At 70.3% G+C, this 17,263-nt stretch carries 15 protein-coding genes and 1 tRNA gene; 9 read left to right on the top strand and 7 right to left on the bottom strand.

All coding sequences use genetic code 11. The features are described from left to right. Nucleotides 1-53: 53 nt before the first annotated feature. Nucleotides 54-1,301 (top strand): DUF2254 domain-containing protein, encoded by a 1,248-nt coding sequence (locus HCU73_RS18025; protein WP_168624874.1) that lies wholly within the window; start codon nt 54-56, stop codon nt 1,299-1,301. Here HCU73_RS18025 and HCU73_RS18030 read toward each other — a convergent pair. The 4 genes from HCU73_RS18030 to HCU73_RS18045 form a co-directional block, all read right to left on the bottom strand. Then, entirely contained in the window at nt 1,298-2,632 is a 1,335-nt protein-coding gene (locus HCU73_RS18030; RefSeq protein WP_168624875.1) for an HlyC/CorC family transporter, read from the bottom strand. The two genes, HCU73_RS18025 and HCU73_RS18030, sit on opposite strands and share 4 nt — an antisense overlap. Nucleotides 2,633-2,876: 244 nt before the next feature. Further along, nucleotides 2,877-3,815 carry a tyrosine recombinase gene (locus HCU73_RS18035; protein ID WP_168624876.1) on the bottom strand — a complete coding sequence of 313 codons (939 nt, stop codon included), beginning with the start codon at nt 3,813-3,815 and terminating at the stop codon, nt 2,877-2,879. A gap of 4 nt (nt 3,816-3,819) precedes the next feature. After that, nucleotides 3,820-5,370, bottom strand: coding sequence for a hypothetical protein (locus HCU73_RS18040; protein WP_168624877.1), 1,551 nt, complete (start codon nt 5,368-5,370; stop codon nt 3,820-3,822). Next, nucleotides 5,354-5,494, bottom strand: a complete 141-nt coding sequence (locus tag HCU73_RS18045; RefSeq protein ID WP_168624878.1) for a hypothetical protein — start codon at nt 5,492-5,494, stop codon at nt 5,354-5,356. Before HCU73_RS18045 ends, HCU73_RS18040 begins: the two co-directional genes overlap by 17 nt. A 155-nt stretch (nt 5,495-5,649) precedes the next feature. Here HCU73_RS18045 and HCU73_RS18050 point away from each other — a divergent pair, with 155 nt between their 5' ends. Together HCU73_RS18050 and aroB are read left to right on the top strand one after the other, a co-directional pair. Then, nucleotides 5,650-6,243, top strand: a complete 594-nt coding sequence (locus tag HCU73_RS18050) for a shikimate kinase (protein WP_168624879.1) — start codon at nt 5,650-5,652, stop codon at nt 6,241-6,243. After that, a complete protein-coding gene (aroB, locus tag HCU73_RS18055; RefSeq protein ID WP_168624880.1) occupies nt 6,240-7,358 on the top strand; it encodes a 3-dehydroquinate synthase in 1,119 nt (372 codons plus the stop codon). The genes HCU73_RS18050 and aroB overlap by 4 nt, the downstream gene beginning before the upstream one ends. Before the next feature lie 35 nt (nt 7,359-7,393). On the opposite strand, the gene gpt is transcribed toward aroB, so the two are convergent. Together gpt and fabI are read right to left on the bottom strand one after the other, a co-directional pair. Continuing rightward, nucleotides 7,394-7,900, bottom strand: coding sequence for a xanthine phosphoribosyltransferase (gpt, locus tag HCU73_RS18060; RefSeq protein WP_168624881.1), 507 nt, complete (start codon nt 7,898-7,900; stop codon nt 7,394-7,396). After that, the gene (gene fabI / locus HCU73_RS18065; RefSeq protein ID WP_275403044.1) at nt 7,897-8,730 is read right to left on the bottom strand and encodes an enoyl-ACP reductase FabI; all 834 of its coding nucleotides are present in this window, start codon (nt 8,728-8,730) and stop codon (nt 7,897-7,899) included. The genes gpt and fabI overlap by 4 nt, the downstream gene beginning before the upstream one ends. 125 nt (nt 8,731-8,855) lie before the next feature. Between fabI and pdxH the strand changes: the two genes are divergently transcribed. The 5 genes from pdxH to HCU73_RS18090 all read left to right on the top strand — a co-directional run bounded on the left by pdxH (nt 8,856) and on the right by HCU73_RS18090 (nt 15,025). Next, entirely contained in the window at nt 8,856-9,476 is a 621-nt protein-coding gene (gene pdxH, locus HCU73_RS18070) for a pyridoxamine 5'-phosphate oxidase (RefSeq protein WP_168624883.1), read from the top strand. Between the two features lie 171 nt (nt 9,477-9,647). Then, complete coding sequence (locus HCU73_RS18075; RefSeq protein ID WP_168624884.1) at nt 9,648-10,157, top strand: cold-shock protein; 510 nt, start codon at nt 9,648-9,650, stop codon at nt 10,155-10,157. 10 nt (nt 10,158-10,167) lie between these two features. Continuing rightward, the gene (locus HCU73_RS18080; protein WP_168624885.1) at nt 10,168-10,650 is read left to right on the top strand and encodes a DUF192 domain-containing protein; all 483 of its coding nucleotides are present in this window, start codon (nt 10,168-10,170) and stop codon (nt 10,648-10,650) included. A 47-nt stretch (nt 10,651-10,697) separates the two neighbouring features. Then, nucleotides 10,698-10,774 (top strand) — tRNA-Pro (locus HCU73_RS18085). Between the two features lie 576 nt (nt 10,775-11,350). Then, complete coding sequence (locus tag HCU73_RS18090; protein ID WP_168624886.1) at nt 11,351-15,025, top strand: vitamin B12-dependent ribonucleotide reductase; 3,675 nt, start codon at nt 11,351-11,353, stop codon at nt 15,023-15,025. 529 nt (nt 15,026-15,554) lie between these two features. On the opposite strand, the gene HCU73_RS18100 is transcribed toward HCU73_RS18090, so the two are convergent. Then, a complete protein-coding gene (locus tag HCU73_RS18100) occupies nt 15,555-16,475 on the bottom strand; it encodes an MBL fold metallo-hydrolase (protein WP_168624888.1) in 921 nt (306 codons plus the stop codon). 146 nt (nt 16,476-16,621) lie between these two features. On the opposite strand from HCU73_RS18100, the gene HCU73_RS18105 reads away from it, so the two are divergent. After that, the gene (locus HCU73_RS18105; protein ID WP_168624889.1) at nt 16,622-17,146 is read left to right on the top strand and encodes a hypothetical protein; all 525 of its coding nucleotides are present in this window, start codon (nt 16,622-16,624) and stop codon (nt 17,144-17,146) included. The last annotated feature ends 117 nt before the right edge of the window (nt 17,147-17,263 follow it).

Raw genomic sequence — 17,263 nt, forward strand, 5'->3', positions numbered from 1 at the left:
CGCGCCACAAGCCCAAAGGCGACATGCCATGTCGCGGCGCGGAGGCGAGGCGAATGTTCGGCACGATCTGGCGATGGGCGCGGCAGCAGGCGCGCCGGATCCATGTGCGGGTGATCCTGGTCGCGGTGCTGAACCTTGTCGCACTGGGCCTGGCGGCGGTGGCGGGCCCCTGGCTGCCGCCGGGGCTGGCCGGTCGGGTGGGGGCGGGGGCGGTCGACGCCATCCTGCAGGTGCTGGCCAGTTCCATGCTGGCGGTGACCACCTTTTCGCTGACGGTCATGGTCACGGGCTTTTCCCGCGCCGAGGGGCAGTGGTCCCCGCGCGGGCAGGAGCTGTTGCGGCAGGACACGGTCACCCACTCGGTGCTGGCGACCTTTCTGGGCGCGTTCCTCTACGCGCTGATCGGCATCATCCTGCGCGCGGCGGGCGTGTTCGGCGAGGACGACCTGGTGGTGCTCTTCGCGGTCACGGTGGCGGTGGCGCTGTGGATCGTGGTGACGATGATCCGCTGGATCGTGCACCTCGACGGCTTCGGCAGCCTGTCCTTCACGCTCGACGCGATCGAGGCGCGCGCGGCCGAGGCGGTGGCGGGCTTCGCGCGCAGCCCCGCGCAGGGGGCGCAGGTGCTGCCCCCCGGCGCCCATCCCCCCGCCGGCGGCACCGGCGTGCACGCCACCCGCGCCGGGCATGTGGAGCAGGTCTACGAGGGCGCGCTGCAGGAGGCGGCGGCGTTCCTCGACGCCGAGATCTACGTGCTGCGCCCGGTCGGCAGCTTCGTGCAGCCGGGCGACCTCCTGGCCCGTGTCGTCGGTGGCCGCAGCCCCGGCGACGAGAGCGAGGCGGCGATCCGCGCGGCCATCCCGGTGGGGGCGGCGCGCAGCTTCGAGATGGACCCGGTCCATGCCATCGCCACCCTGGCCGAGGTCGGCACCCGGGCGCTGTCGCCGGGGGTGAACGACCCGCAGACGGCGGTGGCGGTGGTCTACCGTCTGGCCCGGGTTCTGGGCGCCGTGGCCGCCGCCGCGCCCGAGCCCGCGCCGCGCTGCGACCGGGTCTGGTTGGCCGCGGTGCCGCTGGAGCGGCTGGTGGATGCGGGCTTCGGCGCAGTGGCGCGCCACGCGGGCGGCGCGCTCGAGGTGAACCTCGCGTTGCAGGACGCGCTGGGCTCGTTGACGCGGCTGGGCCATGCGGGGCTGGCCGAGGCGGCGCGCGCCGCGGCGGAGGACCATGCCCGGCGGGCGCTGGCCGCGACCGGCGACCCCGTCGACCGCGCCCGGATCGAGGCCGCGCGGGCGCGCTAGCCGAGCTTGCGCACCTTGAGGCGGGTCAGCCGGTTCTTGTCGCGCTCGGCCACCTCGAAGCGGAAGCCGTGGAAGCTGAAGCACTGGCCGACCACCGGGATCGTCTGCGCCTCGTGGATCACGAGGCCCGCGACGGTGTTGGCCTCCTCGTCGGGCAGCTGGAAATCGGTCGCGCGGTTGAAGTCGCGGATCGTCATGGCGCCGTCGATCACGAAGTTCCCGTCCGGGCCCGGCGCCAGCACCGGCGTGTCGGGCACGTCGAATTCGTCGGTGATCTCGCCCACGATCTCCTCGAGGATGTCCTCGAGCGTGATCAGGCCGCGGAGCGCGCCGTATTCGTCCACCACCAGCGCGAAATGGGTGTGCCGGCGCAGGAAGTTGCGCATCTGGTCGTCGAGCGTGGTGGTCTCGGGGATGAAGTAGGGCTTCATCGCCACGGTGAGGATGTCGAAGTCGTCGAGTTCGGCCTGCTCGACCTTGCCGTCGTCCATCAGCCGGTGCATCGCGCGCAGGAGATCCTTGGCGTGCAGCACGCCGACGATGTTTTCCTGGTGGCCGCGGTAGAGCGGCAGGCGGGTGTGGTTGCTGGCCAGCGACAGCTTGAGGATCTCGCTGGCGGGCAGGTCGGCGTCGATCATCTCGATGCCGGAGCGGTGCAGCATGATCTCCTCGACGGTGCGCTCGTGCAGGTCGAGCGCGCCGAGGAGCCGGTCGCGCTGCTCCTTTTCCACCGTGCCCTCGGAATGGCCGAGCGACAGGGCGCCGATGATTTCCTCGTGCACCGACAGCATGTTGGCCCCGGCGTCGATGCGCACCCCGAACAGCCGCAGCACGCCGCGCACCAGCAGGCGCACCAGCGTCACCACCGGCGCCATGACCGCGATCACCAGCGTCACCGGGCGGGCGATGCGCGCCGCGGTGCGTTCGGGGTCGTTGATGGCGTAGGTCTTGGGCAGCACCTCGGCGAAGATCAGCACCAGCGCCGTCATCACCAGCGTGGCGATGGCGACGCCGCCCTCGCCAAGGATCGCGGTCAGCAGCGCGGTGGCGAGCGAGGTGGCCAGGATGTTGACGAGGTTGTTGCCCAGAAGGATGCCGCCGATCAGGCGTTCGTTGTCCTCCTTGAGCCCGAGCGCGCGCTCCGCGCCCTTGGCGGGCTTGTCGCCGCGGTCGACCATCGAGCGCAGCTTGCCGCGCGAGGCGGCGGTCAGCGCGGTCTCGGAGCCCGAGAAGAAGGCCGAGCACAGGAGGAGGAACAGGATCACCGAGGCGGTGATCCAGGTGGCGGGGTCGGAGAGGGCCGAAGCGGTCTCGGAAAGGGCGGGGTCCATGCCGCGGTTATGGGGTGCGGCGGGCCGCGCTTCAAGGTGGACCATCGCGGGATGTGGGACGGTGTTGCAGGGGCGGCATCGCCGCTGTCGCTCGGACCAAGGGCGCGCCGATGGCGAACCCCCGTCGCCCATGGCCCGGGGCTCCGCCCGGGCGCGCCTCGATCGCTCCACCGGAGCGATCGCCGGCCAAGGGCCGGATCGGCCCTCACCCCCGGAGGTATCTGGGACGCGAAGATGGGGCGGGTCAGCGCCGCGCGAGGGGATGGTTGTCGAGAACCAGCCGCTTCAGGCGCTCGTCGAGGATGTGGGTGTAGATCTCGGTGGTGGCGATGTCGGCGTGGCCGAGCAGCGTCTGGATGGCGCGCAGGTCGGCGCCGTTCTGCAGCAGGTGCGTGGCGAAGGCGTGGCGCAGCGTGTGCGGCGTGACGCGGGCCGGGTCGAGGCCGGCGGTGGCGGCGAGATCCTTGATCAGCGTGAAGAAGCGGACGCGGGTCAGGTGCCCCTCGGCACTGCGGGAGGGGAACAGGAAGGGCGAGGGTCTCGCGCCGGTCTCGGCGCGCAGGCGCTCGGCCTCGGCGTCGCGGTGGGCGAGCCAGGCGGCGATGGCGGCGCGGGCGGGGGGCGACAGGGGGACCATGCGTTCCTTGCCGCCCTTGCCGCGCACGAGGAGGAGCCGGGGGTCGCCGCGGACGGCCGCGACGGGGAGCGAGACCAGTTCGGTCACGCGCAGGCCGGTGGCGTAGAGCACCTGCATCAGGCAGCTGTCGCGCAGGCGGTCGGCGGCGCTGCGGCCGTGGGTTTCCGCGGCCGCCAGCAGCGCGTCGACCTCGGCCAGTGTGAGCGTGTTCGGCAGGGCGCGGGCGCGGGCGGGGCCCTTGATCTGCAGGGCGGGGTTGTCGGCGCGCCAGCCCTCGTCGACGGCGAAGCGGTAGAGCTGTTTCAGGGCCGAGAGGCGGCGGGCGCGGGTCGCGGGGGCGAGGCCGTCGGCGTCGAGCGACGCGAGGTAGGATTCAAGCGCCGCGCGGTCGGCGGTGGCCAGCGCGGCGCCGCGCCGGGCCAGCCAGCCCGCGGCATCCGCCAGGTCGCGGCCATAGGCCAGCCGCGTGTTGCGCGCCGCACCCTGTTCGGCGGCCTGCGCGTCGAGGAAGGCCGAGATCCACCGCGCGTCGGGCAGGGGGGCCATCGCCTCAGCCCCGCAGCAGCAGGAGCTGCAGCGCCGTGCGGCGGGCCACGTCCTCGAGCCCCACGGCGCGGTAGAGCGTCAGCGCGTCGGTGATGTCGCCCGGGTCGCGGGCGGGGTCGGACAGCACCAGCGCCGCGCGCAGCAGCGCCTCGCCCAGCCGGTCGTTCTGCAGGAACCAGGCGTAGCGATGCTCGGGCGGATCGGAGGAGAAGGCGGCGGCCACGGCCTGCGCGGTCAGGTCGGCCGCGCCGGACGGGGCGGCGGGCAGGCCGCGGGCCACGTCGAAGGCGAAGCGCTCGTCCGGGGTCTGCGGCACGGCCGCCTGCGCGACGGTCTCGTAGAGCGAGGACAGGAGCCCGATGCGCCGGGCCAGGAGCCCGTCCTCGCCGGTCAGGGGCGTGCGCAGCAGGCGCTCGGCGTAGATCTCGGCGAAGGCGGTTTCCAGCCCCGCGGCCTCCATCGCGGTCCAGGCGGGCGCGAGGCGGGCCGCGATCTCGGGGGCGTCGCCGGCGAGGATGGCGGCGTCGAGGCGCTGCAGGGCGGCGACCCGGTCCCAGACCCCGCCCGAGGCCGAGGGCACGCGGGCGGTGTAGATCGCCAGCCACTGCCCCGGCTCGACCGCGCCCGATCGGGTCAGCCGCTCGGCGGCGTCGAGCTGGGCGTTCCAGCCGGCGAGGTCGGACAGGTCGGCATGGGCGAAGGCCAGCGGCAGGCCGGTGGTGGCCGGGCGCTCGCCGATCGCGGCCCGCATCTGGAAGGACAGCGGCGTGAGCGCGGGGTCGGGCGGCAAGGGCGGCTCACCCTCGAACAGCTCGGGGTCGAGGAAGCGGGCGATCAGGTCGGCCTCGGCCTCGGTGATGCGCCCCAGCGCCTCGCCGGTGTCGAGCGTCAGCGCCGCCGCCGCCCAGTCGCCGCTGCGGGCGAGGCACAGGATGCGCGCGGGCAGGGTGGGGGCGATGTCGGGGCTGGCGGACATGGCCTGGCAGGCGCGGTCGGCGTGGCCGCTGAGCAGCGAGACGTCGAACCAGCGCCGGAACACCTCGGGGTTGGCGGGGCCGGCGCGTTCGATCAGGGCCTGGGCGGGGTCGAGCGCCCCGCGCGCCAGCAGCATGTCGACGCGGGCGAGGAACAGGTCGGGGTCGTCGGCGGCGGCGTCGGCGGGCGGGTCGAGCTCGGCCAGCGCCAGCGTCTCGGTGAAGGCCTGGATGGCGGGCAGCCCCTGCAGCGGCTGGGCGCGGAACAGGCGGGCCAGCGTCTCGGCCTCGGAGGCGCCCCAGAGGCCGGGCGGCAGGCCGGTGATCGACCCCGGCAGGAGGCCCACCGCGTCCAGCGTCACGGCGCCCAGCGGCATCACCGTCACCTCGGGCGGCGCGGCGGAGGTGGCGACATTGGCGTGCGGGCGGGTCACGGTGTCGGACAGCCAGCCGGGGACCGCGACCTCGGGCAGGTCGGTCAGGCCGGGGCCGGGCGGCGGGGCCTGCTGCGCGGCCACGGGCGCAGCGAGGAGCGTCGCCGCCAGCAGCAGCGCCGCGCCCCTGTCAGTCGCGCCCGGCATCGAGGTCGACCGGGGTGGTGACGGTGGTCTGATCGGGCACGAGGTAGCCCGAGTAGGAATAGCCGATCAGGCCCAGCACGCCGAGCACGACCAGCAGGAGAAGAAACCGGATGATGCGCCCCATGTGCCTGCGCCCTTGCCCCCCGTGATTGCCTTGCCTCATCTCCGCGGCGGGTGCGGGGTGCCCGCCTTGCGGATCGGCGTTTGCCGCCGTTCTCAATTCCTTATAAGCCATGAGCGGCGGAATTGCGCCAGTCAGGGGAAAGTTTTTTCGGGGTCATGGGCGAAACGACGCCACAATCGCGTGAGGAGGGCCGCCGGGAGGGCGCCGGGCGCCTTGTGCGCACGGTGGTTCTGATCGGCATGATGGGCGCGGGCAAGACCGCCGTGGGCCGCGCGCTGGCGCAGCGGCTGGGGGTGGAGATGCGCGACTCGGACGCCGAGATCGTGGCCTCGGCGCAGCTGTCGATTCCCGAGATCTTCGAGCGCTACGGCGAGCCCTTCTTCCGCGAGAAGGAAAGCGCGGTGATCGCCCGCCTGCTGGAGGGGCCGCCCTGCGTCCTGTCGACGGGGGGCGGGGCCTGGATGTCGGAGGCCAACCGCCGGCTCCTGACGGCGCGGGCGGCGGTGCTGTGGCTGGAGGCCGACCTCGACCTGCTGTGGAGCCGCGTGCGGCACAAGAACACCCGGCCGCTCCTCAAGACGGCGAACCCCAAGGCGACGCTGACCGAGCTTCTGGCGCAACGCGCGCCGGTCTACGCGCTGGCGCCGCTCAAGGTGCATGTGGAGCCCGGCTGGTCGATCGACGACACCGGCGACCGGGTGATGGCGGAACTGGCGCGCGCGGGCGCGGTGGAGGGCTACGCGGAATGACGGTGACGGTGCATGTGCCGCTGGGCGAGCGCGCCTACGACGTGCGGATCGGCGCGGGGCTGCTGGCGCGGGCGGGGGCGGAGATCGCGCCGCTGCTGCGGCGGAAACGGGTCTGGATCGTCACCGAGGAGACGGTGGCGGGCCTGCACCTGGCCACGCTCGAGGCCGGGCTGGCGGCTGGCGGCGTGACCTCGGCCGCGCTGGTGCTGCCGCCGGGCGAGGGCACCAAGAGCTGGCCGCATCTGATCCGCGTGGTCGACTGGCTGCTGGCCGAAAAGGTCGAGCGGCGCGACGTGGTGGTGGCCTTCGGCGGCGGGGTGATCGGCGATCTGGTGGGCTTTGCCGCCGCGATCCTGCGGCGGGGCGTGCGCTTCGTGCAGGTGCCGACCTCGCTGCTGGCGCAGGTGGATTCGTCCGTCGGCGGCAAGACCGGGATCAACACCGAACACGGCAAGAACCTGGTCGGCAGCTTCCACCAGCCGAGCCTGGTGCTGGCCGACATCGACGTGCTGGGCACGCTGGCCCCGCGCGATTTCCTTGCGGGCTACGGCGAGGTGGCGAAATACGGGTTGCTGGGCGATGCCGGGTTCTTCGACTGGCTGGAGGTGAACGGGCCGGCGCTGGCCGCGGGCGACGCGGGCCTGCGCGCCGAGGCCGTGCGCCATTCGGTGCAGATGAAGGCCGACATCGTGGTGCGCGACGAGACCGAGCAGGGCGACCGCGCGCTCCTGAACCTCGGCCACACCTTCGGCCACGCGCTCGAGGCCGCGACCGGCTATTCCGACCGGCTCCTGCATGGCGAGGGGGTGGCGATCGGCTGCGCGCTGGCCTTCCAGCTGTCGGCGCGGCTGGGGCTGTGTTCGCAGGAGGACCCGAGCCGGGTGCGCGCGCATCTGGCCGCGATGGGGATGCGGCGCGACCTGTCCGAGATCCCGGGCGACCTGCCGGGGGTGGAGGGGCTGCTGGGTCTGATGGCGCAGGACAAGAAGGTGCAGGACGGCCGCCTGCGCTTCATCCTCGCGCGCGGGGTCGGGCAGGCTTTCGTCGCCGACGACGTGCCGACCGACGCGGTGCGGGCGGTGCTGGCCGAGGCGCTGGACAGCAAGGTCTTCTAGAAGACCTTGCCGACCGAAAATCTTCTAGAAGATTTTCAGTCCTTGCCGCGGTAGGGCTCGACGTATTGCAGCGCCATGTCCCAGGGGAAGAAGATCCAGGTGTCCTGGCTCACCCCGGTGATAAAGGTGTCGACAAGCGGCTCGCCCTTGGGCTTGGCGTAGACGGTGGCGAAATGCGCCTTGGGGTAGAGCTGGCGCACCACCTCCAGCGTCTTGCCGGTGTCGACCAGGTCGTCGACCACCAGCACGCCCTCGCCGTCGCCCATCAGCGCGTCGTCGGGCCGGTTCAGCACCACGGGTTCGGCCTGGGTCTGGTGGTTGTAGCTCTTCACGCTGATCGTATCGACCATGCGGATGTCCAGCTCGCGCGCCACGATCATCGCGGGCGCCATGCCGCCCCGCGTGATCGCGATGACCGCGCGCCAGGAGCCGTCGGGGCCGGGGCCGCGCTTGTCCAGACGCCAGGCCAGCGCGCGGGCGTCGCGGTGGATCTGGTCCCAGGAGACGTGAAAGCCCTTCTCGTGCGGCAGCGGCGTGATCATGCTTCGGCCTTTCCATTGCGCTCGAGGACCAGGTCGGGGGCCTCGGGGTTCTTCATGCCGATGACGTGGTAGCCCGAATCGACATGCAGCACCTCGCCCGTCACCGCGCTGGACAGGTCGGACAGGAGATACAGCGCCGACTTGCCGACCTCGTCCTGCGTCACCGTCCGGCGGAGCGGCGAGTTGTACTCGTTCCATTTCAGGATGTAGCGGAAATCGCCGATGCCCGAGGCCGCCAGCGTCTTGATCGTGCCCGCGCTGATCGCGTTCACCCGGATCCCGTCGCGGCCCAGATCCTCGGCCAGATACATCACCGACGCCTCCAGCGCCGCCTTGGCCACGCCCATCACGTTGTAATGCGGCATCACCTTTTCGGCGCCGTAATAGGTGAGCGTCAGGAGCGAGCCGCCGTTCGGCATCATCTTCTCGGCGCGCTGGCAGACGGCGGTGAAGCTGTAGACCGAGATGTTCATGGTCATGGCGAAGTTCGCCGGCGAGGTGTCGACGTAGCGGCCGCGCAGCTCGTTCTTGTCGGAAAAGCCGATTGCGTGGACCACGAAGTCGAGGCTGCCCCATTCCGCCTGCAGCCGCTCGAACAGCGCGTCGACCGAGGCCTCGTCGGCCACGTCGCAGGGCACCATCAGCGTGGACCCGAGGCTTTCGGCCAGCGGCTGCACCCGTTTCAGCAGCGCGTCGCCCTGGTAGGAAAAGGCCAGCTCGGCCCCCTCGGCGGCCACGGCCTTGGCAATGCCCCAGGCGATGGACTTGTCGTTGGCGAGCCCCATGATGAGCCCGCGCTTGCCCGTCATCAACCCCATCGTCTTCCCCATCCGCCGCTGCCTGTGCCAAGGTCTGGTAAGCCATCGCCCGCTGCGCTTCAAGAGAGGCAGGCTTGCAGGCGGCCCCGCCGGGCGCTAGCTGCCACGGCCATGGACAGGTGTCAGGAGGGCAGGAGATGAGCGACCGGACCGGCATTTTCGCGGGGGACGACCCCTTCGTCATCGCGCAGGCCTGGCTGACCGAGGCCGAGGCGACCGAGATCAACGACCCCAACGCCATCGCGCTGGCGACCGTGGACGCCACCGGCCTGCCCAACGCGCGCATGGTGCTTTTGAAGGAGATCGAGGCGCCGGGCGGCGGCGACGGGGCCTTCGTGTTCTACACCAACTACGAAAGCCGCAAGGCGCAGGAGATCATGGGCGCCGGCAAGGCCGCCTTCGTGATGCACTGGAAATCGCTGCGCCGGCAGCTGCGCGTGCGCGGCACCGTGACCAAGGAAGAGGGGCCGCAGGCCGACGCCTACTACGCCTCGCGCTCGCTCAAGAGCCGGCTCGGCGCCTGGGCCTCGAAGCAGTCCCAGCCCCTGTCGAGCCGCGCGGCCCTGATGGCCGAGGTCGCCAAGGTGACCGCCCAGCAGGGCCCCAACCCCGCCCGCCCGCCGTTCTGGGGTGGGTTCCGCATCACGCCGGTCGAGATAGAGTTCTGGGCCGATGGCGCGTTCCGGCTGCACGACCGGTTCCGCTGGCGCCGCGAGGGGCCCGGATCGCCCTGGCAGGTGGATCGTCTGAACCCCTGAGTCTGGCTGCAAACGCCTGTCAATGACAATCATCAACGGGCAATTTAGCGAAGCGCGAAATTGCACGGGGCTGAATTGGTTCGATATTTTTACCTTGTGTCTGACGCCTGCCGGCTCCAAATCTAGGGGCAGGGATAGCGCCCAGTTTGGGCAGGGACGGGACAAGCCAGTATGGCGTATGAAACGCAAGACGGCACTCGCGTGGTTGAGGGCCGGGTGAAGTGGTTTGACGTGGGAAAGGGGTTCGGGTTCATCGTCGCCGATGACGGTGGGCCCGACATCCTCCTCCACGCGAACGTACTGAGGAACTTCGGCCAGGGATCGGTGGCCGAGGAAGCGCGGATCACCGTGCGCGTGCAGGTCACGCCGCGGGGCGTGCAGGCCAGCGAAGTGCTGGACATCGCCCCGCCCGAGGGCGCCGCCGCCGCCGGGGCGGGTTTTGGCGAGGACATCGCGCCGGACGTGCCCTTCGTGCCCGTTCGGGTGAAGTGGTTCGACAAGGCGAAAGGCTTTGGCTTCGGCAACATCTTCGGCCATCCTGAGGACGTGTTCGTTCATGCCGAGGTGCTGCGCCGCTGCGGGCTGGCCGATCTCTTGCCGGGGGAGGCCGTGGCGATGAAGGTCGTCGACGGCCCGCGGGGCAAGATGGCCGCCGAGGTGCGCGCCTGGGATTACGTCTGACGGAGGGCCGATGCGCCTGACATCCCTGTTCGCGGCGGCCGTGCTGGCCGTCGCGGTGATGCCGGGCGCGGCGCGCGCGGCCTGCAGCGAGGACCGCGTCGAGATTCGCGGCGACTTCGGCACCGTGCGCTTCCGCGTCGCCATCGCCGACACGCCGCAGGAGCGGGCGCAGGGCCTGATGCGGGTGCCCGAGATGCCGCGCATGTCGGGGATGCTGTTCGTCTACGAACGGCCGCAGAGCGTGAGCTTCTGGATGGAGAACACGCTGATCCCGCTCGACATGATCTTCGCCGACGAGACCGGCACCGTGCGGCGCATCCATGCCGAGGCGGTGCCGCTCGACCGCACGCCGATCCCCGGCGGCGACGACATCCAGTACGTGCTCGAGATCAACGGCGGGCTGGCCGCGCAGCTGGGCCTGTCCGAAGGCGACCAGATGCGCCACCCCGCGATTGACCAGGCGGACGCGGCCTGGCCCTGCGCGGGCGACTAGGCTTCGGTCTTTCCAAGCCGCGGCCGGGGCTGTAACAGGGCGGGCGTCGGGGCGTAGCGCAGTCTGGTAGCGCGTCTGTTTTGGGTACAGAAGGTCGTGAGTTCGAATCTCGCCGCCCCGACCATTCCCGCCATACCACTACATCTGGTAGAAGATCGGGCAGGCGCATCCTGATCTGGTGGGCCCCTCGCGGCCCGTGCCAAGGTTCTCCACAAGATAGTGTGTCCGTTTCGTGACGGACGGGGACAGGCCGCGCGCCGCCCGATCTGCCGGCGCGCCGCCGCCGGGCCCGCCCAGGCCCCGCTGTGATTTCACCCGAAAACACTGGGGTTTGCGCGCCGTCCGGTCCGGCCGGCCCGCGGGCGAGAATCGGACCACGCCGGGCGCGGATCGCGGGCGACCCGGTTTTCAACCGAAAATTGGGTTCGGGCCGGGCAAAAAAACGATTGACCGAGCGGGCCGCCCTACGTCAGTTTGTGTGGGCCGGCAGCAACGACACAAGATATGGTGCGGGCCGGCGGGGACGGGGAAGTAACCCACGACAGATCAGGTGACCGCCTCGGAGCAGTTCCGGGGCATCGGGCCGGTGCACGCCGGGCCGCGGGGGCCTCTTCGTCCGCGAGGAAGACCAAGACGGTCAGAGCGCAACGACGCTGGCAGACCGCGCGGAAGGGACCATTAGGCGGAAAGAGGCAGCCAGATGAAGATTGAACGCAGATTCACCCGGGCCGGCGCAGATGCATATGCCGACATGGACTTCACCACGACCACGTCGGAGATCCGCAACCCCGACGGCACCGTCGTGTTCAAGCTCGACAACGTCGAGGTGCCGGCCGGCTGGAGCCAGGTCGCCTCGGACGTGATCGCGCAGAAATATTTCCGCAAGGCCGGCGTGCCGGCGGCGCTGAAGCCGGTCAAGGAAAAGGGCGTGCCCGAGTTCCTGTGGCGCCACGTGGCCGACGACGCCGCGCTGGCCGCGCTGCCCGAGGACAAGCGCTACGGCGGCGAGACCAGCGCGCGGCAGGTGTTCCGCCGGCTGGCGGGCGCCTGGGCCTACTGGGGCTGGAAGGGCGGCTACTTCACCACCGAGGCCGACGCGCAGGCCTATTTCGACGAGATGCAGCTGATGCTCGCCCGCCAGATGGCGGCGCCGAACAGCCCGCAGTGGTTCAACACCGGCCTGCACTGGGCCTATGGCATCGACGGCCCGTCGCAGGGGCATTTCTACGTCGACTACAAGACCGGCAAGCTGACCAAGTCGGCCTCGGCCTACGAGCACCCGCAGCCGCACGCCTGCTTCATCCAGGGCGTCGCCGACGACCTGGTGAACGAGGGCGGCATCATGGACCTCTGGGTCCGCGAGGCGCGGCTGTTCAAGTATGGCTCGGGCACCGGCACCAACTTCTCGATGCTGCGCGGCGAGGGCGAGCGGCTGTCGGGCGGCGGCAAGTCGTCGGGCCTGATGGGCTTCCTCAAGATCGGCGACCGGGCGGCCGGCGCGATCAAGTCGGGCGGCACCACGCGCCGCGCGGCCAAGATGGTGATCGTCGACGCCGACCATCCCGACATCGAGGATTTCATCGACTGGAAGGTGATCGAGGAGCAGAAGGTGGCGAGCCTTGTCGCCGGCTCCAAGACCCATGAGAAGATGCTGAACGGCATCTTCGCGGCCATCGGCGCCTGGGACGGCGCGCTGGACGACGCGGTCGACCCGGCCAAGAACGACGCGCTGAAAAAGGCGATCCGCGCCGCGAAATCGGCCGCGATCCCCGAAACCTACGTCAAGCGCGTGCTCGACTACGCCCGCCAGGGCTACACCTCGATCGAGTTCCCGACCTACGACACCGACTGGGACAGCGAGGCCTATTCCTCGGTCTCGGGCCAGAACTCGAACAACTCGATCCGCGTGACCGACGCCTTCCTCAAGGCGGTCGAGGACGACGCCGACTGGCAGCTGATCAACCGCGTCGGCGGCAAGGTCGCCAAGACGCTCAAGGCGCGCGAGCTGTGGGAAAAGGTCGGCCACGCCGCCTGGGCCTGCGCCGATCCGGGCATCCAGTTCCACGACACCGTCAACGCCTGGCACACCTGCCCCGAGGACGGGCCGATCCGGGGCTCCAACCCCTGCTCGGAATACATGTTCCTCGACGACACGGCCTGCAACCTCGCGTCGATGAACCTGCTGACCTTCTACTCGGGCGGCAAGTTCGACGCCGAGAGCTACATCCACGCCACGCGGCTCTGGACGCTGACGCTGGAAATCTCGGTGATGATGGCGCAGTTCCCGTCCAAGGAGATCGCGCAGCTGTCCTATGACTTCCGGACGCTGGGCCTTGGCTACGCCAACATCGGCGGGCTGCTGATGAACATGGGGCTGGGCTACGACTCGGCCGAGGGCCGGGCGCTGTGCGGCGCGCTGACCGCGATCATGACCGGCGTGGCCTACGCCACTTCGGCCGAGATCGCCTCGGAGCTCGGGCCCTTCGCCGGCTATGCCCGCAACCGCGAGCACATGCTGCGCGTCATCCGCAACCACCGCGCCGCGGCCTACGGCAAGACCGAGGGATACGAGGCGGTCAACGTGAACCCGGTCGCGCTGGACCACGCCAACTGCCCCGACGCGCGGCTGGTGGACCTGGCCAAGCAGGCCTGGGACGAGGCCCTCAGCCTCGGCGAGCAGCACGGCTACCGCAACGCGCAGGCCACCGTGATCGCGCCGACGGGCACCATCGGCCTGGTGATGGACTGCGACACCACCGGGATCGAGCCCGACTTCGCCCTGGTGAAGTTCAAGAAGCTGGCCGGCGGCGGCTACTTCAAGATCATCAACCGCTCGGTGCCGGGCGCGCTGGAGACGCTGGGCTACAGCTCGTCCCAGATCGAGGAGATCATCTCCTACGCGGTCGGCCACGGCACGCTGGGCAACGCGCCCGGCATCAACCACACGGCGCTGATCGGCCACGGCTTCGGCGCGAAGGAGATCGAGAAGATCGAGGCGGCGCTGCCCTCGGCCTTCGACATCCGCTTCGTGTTCAACCAGTGGACGCTGGGGGCCGAGTTCTGCACCCGGACGCTGGGCATCCCGGCGGCCAAACTGAACGACCCGACCTTCGACATGCTGCGCCACCTGGGCTTCTCCAAGGCAGAGATCGACGCCGCCAACGACCACGTCTGCGGGACCATGACGCTGGAGGGCGCGCCCTTCCTCAAGGCCGAGCACTACAGCGTGTTCGACTGCGCCAACCCCTGCGGCAAGAAGGGCAAGCGCTACCTGTCGGTCGACAGCCACATCCACATGATGGCGGCGGCGCAGAGCTTCATCTCGGGGGCGATCTCCAAGACGATCAACATGCCGAACTCGGCCACCATCGAGGATTGCCAGAAGGCCTACGAGCTGTCCTGGTCGCTGGGGGTCAAGGCCAACGCGCTCTACCGTGACGGCTCCAAGCTGTCGCAGCCGCTGGCGTCCGCGCTGGTCGAGGACGACGAAGAGGCCGCCGAGGTGCTGGAAACCGGCACCACGATGGAAAAGGCGCAGGTCATCGCCGAGAAGATCGTCGAGAAGGTGGTCATCAAGGAGATCATCAAGGCCCACCGCCAGAAGATGCCCGACCGCCGCAAGGGCTATACCCAGAAGGCGATCGTGGGCGGCCACAAGGTCTACCTGCGGACCGGCGAATACGCCGACGGCAGCTTGGGCGAGATCTTCATCGACATGCACAAGGAAGGCGCGGGCTTCCGGGCGATGATGAACAACTTCGCCATCGCGGTGTCGGTCGGCCTGCAGTACGGCGTGCCGCTGGAGGAATTCGTCGACGCCTTCACCTTCACCAAGTTCGAACCCTCGGGGATGGTGCAGGGCAACGACTCGATCAAGAACGCGACGTCGATCCTCGACTACATCTTCCGCGAGCTGGCCGTGTCCTACCTCGACCGGACCGACCTCGCCCATGTCGCCCCGCAGGGCACGTCCTTCGACGACGTGGGCCGGGGCGCCGAGGAAGGCGTGTCGAACGTCCGCGAGGTGCCCGAAAGCCGCGGCTCGTCGCCCATCGACGTGCTCAAGCAGGTGGCCTCGACCGGCTACCTCCGCAAGCGCGCGCCGCAGGAGCTGATCGTGCTCCAGGGCGGGGCAGACCCGGTGGTCGCGCTCGAGACCCTGGTGCCCGAGACCCGGACCGGCGGCAGCACCGTGGCGGCCATCGCCGCGACCACGGCGGTCAGCACCGGAACCGTCAGCATGGACGCCGCCACCAAGGCCCGGATGCAGGGCTACGAGGGCGAGGCCTGCGGCGAATGCGGCAACTACACGCTGGTGCGCAACGGCACCTGCATGAAGTGCAACACCTGCGGCGCGACGAGCGGGTGCAGCTGAGAGATCGAGGGTGAGGGACTGGCGCTGCAACGCCAGCCCCTCGCTCGCCCCTCACTTAATCAGCGTGGGTGAGAGGCAAAGCAGATCGGCCCAGAGGGTCGACTAACCGAGGAGACAGACACGGACGCATCTGCAGATCAAGGACGCGCTGACCCACCCACAGGTTTCGCACAGGGATGTACCCAACTTTGCTCCGAAACTGTGGACAGCTTGGAGATTTGGCCATGGCCAATCGTAAGGGCAACAAGGAAGTGACGAGTGCCAAGGCGGCTTCTGCTGCGGCACGAGTTCTCCGCGACCCGAAGGCAAGCAAAGCTGCCAAAACGGCGGCGGCGTCGGCGCTCACGCAGCGTCCGAACAGGAAGTAACAATGTGGCGCGCGGCATTTAGCTGCGCGCCAGAGTTCCGGGGCGGGTGCGCTCGCCCCTGACGCGGATCAGGCCGCAGGCAGAAACTTTCGGGCGGAACATCAGAGCCTGATACGCGAACCTCGGGGGCGCCCTTGCCGGCGCCCCCTTTTTCTTGCGCCTCAGGCCGAGGGGCGGAAGGCGTAGCCCTCGGACAGCCGCTCGACCGTGCCGATCCCACCCTGGCCGAGGTGGAAGCCGATCACCGCCATCGCGTCGGCCGTGATCCTGTCGAACATCGCCAGCCGCGTCGCCGCCGCCGCCTCGGGGTCCTGGTCCGAGCCCGAGATCCAGCCCGGCCGGGCAAAGGCCACGTGGTCGTTGCCGATCGCGTCGCCCAGCACCATCACGGCGTCCGCGCCCGACCCGATGACAAAGCCCATGTGCCCCGGCGTGTGCCCCGGCGTCAGCGCCGCGACCACGCCCGGCAGCACCTCGTCGCCGTCCCCGAACCGGGTCACGTCGCCCGCGATCACATCGAGCCGGCGTTTCGCGCCCACGGCAAAGGCCGCGCGCTCCGCCCCGATGGTCGAGACGGTGGCCTCGTCCATCCAGTAGTCCATCTCGATGCCGCCCATCATGTGCTCGGCGTTGGCGAAATAGGGCTCGTCGAAATCGTCGAGCACGCCCCAGAGGTGGTCGGGGTGGCCGTGGGTGAAGACGACGTGGGTCACGTCGAAGGGGTCGATCCCGGCGGCGGCCAGCGCGTCGGGCAGGCTGCCGGCGGTGGGCTGGAAAGCGGTGCCCGAGCCCGCGTCGAACAGCGCCAGCACGTCGCCGCGGCGCAGGAGCGTCAGGTTGCAGGGCGGCGTCAGCGCCGCGCCGCGGTCGATGCCGAGGCCGGGCAGCAGCGCGGCCAGCTCGTCCTGCGGCATGGGGCCGAAGATGAAGTCGGCGGGCAGGCTGAGCGTGCCGTCCGAGAGCGTGGTGATCTCGGTGTCGCCCATCCTGAGCGTGGTCTGCGTCCAGGCCCGGATCGGCAGGGTGGCGGCGGCAAGCGCCGCGGTGCCGGTGGTCAGGATCCGGCGTCGGGTGATCTGCATGGGGTGTCTCCTCCCGTCAATGGCGGCACCCTAGCGCGGCAAACATATTCAGGAAAGGTAATATGTCACCGTGCAAATCCTTTGCATTTGCCACGATCCGCCCCCATGCTGGCCGGGCGGGGCAGGGCAGGCGGAGGATCCGGCGGATGCGGCCAGGGCATGTGGTGACGGGCGGGATGCTGGTGGGGGCCGGGGCGCTGGCGACCCTGTGGCTGCCTTTCGGGCTGGTGGGGGCGCTGGCGCTGTTGGCGCTGCTGCGGATCTGCTGGCTCGAGGACAACATCACCTCGGACCTGTTCGGCCGCGACCGTCTGCCCGCCGGCTACCGCTTCACCGCCGAGAGGCGGCGGCTGTTCCTGTTCCGCTGGTTCGGGGTGCTGCCCGGCGAGTCGCCGGCGGAACGCTCGGCGCACCTGATGGCCACCGCGATGCGGACCGAGGTGCAGGTCTGGGGCGTGCTGCTGCTGGGGCTGTCCTCGACGCTGGTGGCGCAATACGCGCCCTTCGGCGTCGCGGCCAACGCGGCCGTGGGCTTCGGCGTGTTCCTGCTGGCGCTGACGCGGGCCGACCGGCTGGCCCGGTCGCTGGCCTATTGCGAGGCGGGCGAGGCGCTGCCCGACCACCTGCTGCTGCCGCGCCGCCGCCGCGTGCTGGCCGAGCGCAAGCGCTAGGCTCCGTACTCAATAGGGATTCCCAAGTATCTCCTGTGGTGATTCAGTGTCCGCGACCATCCGGGAGGGGGATCATGGGCAAGGGGCACTACTGGATGAGCGACGCGGAATGGGCCC

This window comes from Roseicyclus persicicus (genome assembly GCF_012395815.1).
GTDB classification, from domain to species: domain Bacteria; phylum Pseudomonadota; class Alphaproteobacteria; order Rhodobacterales; family Rhodobacteraceae; genus Roseicyclus; species Roseicyclus persicicus.

Excerpts from the sequence above, each read along its gene's own strand:
- HCU73_RS18025 (WP_168624874.1), top strand. The coding sequence starts at position 54 with ATGTTCGGCACGATCTGGCGATGGGCGCGGCAGCAGGCGCGCCGGATC.
- HCU73_RS18030 (WP_168624875.1), bottom strand. The coding sequence starts at position 2,632 with ATGGACCCCGCCCTTTCCGAGACCGCTTCGGCCCTCTCCGACCCCGCC.
- HCU73_RS18035 (WP_168624876.1), bottom strand. The coding sequence starts at position 3,815 with ATGGCCCCCCTGCCCGACGCGCGGTGGATCTCGGCCTTCCTCGACGCG.
- HCU73_RS18040 (WP_168624877.1), bottom strand. The coding sequence starts at position 5,370 with ATGCCGGGCGCGACTGACAGGGGCGCGGCGCTGCTGCTGGCGGCGACG.
- HCU73_RS18045 (WP_168624878.1), bottom strand. The coding sequence starts at position 5,494 with ATGGGGCGCATCATCCGGTTTCTTCTCCTGCTGGTCGTGCTCGGCGTG.
- HCU73_RS18050 (WP_168624879.1), top strand. The coding sequence starts at position 5,650 with ATGGGCGAAACGACGCCACAATCGCGTGAGGAGGGCCGCCGGGAGGGC.
- aroB (WP_168624880.1), top strand. The coding sequence starts at position 6,240 with ATGACGGTGACGGTGCATGTGCCGCTGGGCGAGCGCGCCTACGACGTG.
- gpt (WP_168624881.1), bottom strand. The coding sequence starts at position 7,900 with ATGATCACGCCGCTGCCGCACGAGAAGGGCTTTCACGTCTCCTGGGAC.
- fabI (WP_275403044.1), bottom strand. The coding sequence starts at position 8,730 with ATGGGGAAGACGATGGGGTTGATGACGGGCAAGCGCGGGCTCATCATG.
- pdxH (WP_168624883.1), top strand. The coding sequence starts at position 8,856 with ATGAGCGACCGGACCGGCATTTTCGCGGGGGACGACCCCTTCGTCATC.
- HCU73_RS18075 (WP_168624884.1), top strand. The coding sequence starts at position 9,648 with ATGGCGTATGAAACGCAAGACGGCACTCGCGTGGTTGAGGGCCGGGTG.
- HCU73_RS18080 (WP_168624885.1), top strand. The coding sequence starts at position 10,168 with ATGCGCCTGACATCCCTGTTCGCGGCGGCCGTGCTGGCCGTCGCGGTG.
- HCU73_RS18090 (WP_168624886.1), top strand. The coding sequence starts at position 11,351 with ATGAAGATTGAACGCAGATTCACCCGGGCCGGCGCAGATGCATATGCC.
- HCU73_RS18100 (WP_168624888.1), bottom strand. The coding sequence starts at position 16,475 with ATGCAGATCACCCGACGCCGGATCCTGACCACCGGCACCGCGGCGCTT.
- HCU73_RS18105 (WP_168624889.1), top strand. The coding sequence starts at position 16,622 with ATGCGGCCAGGGCATGTGGTGACGGGCGGGATGCTGGTGGGGGCCGGG.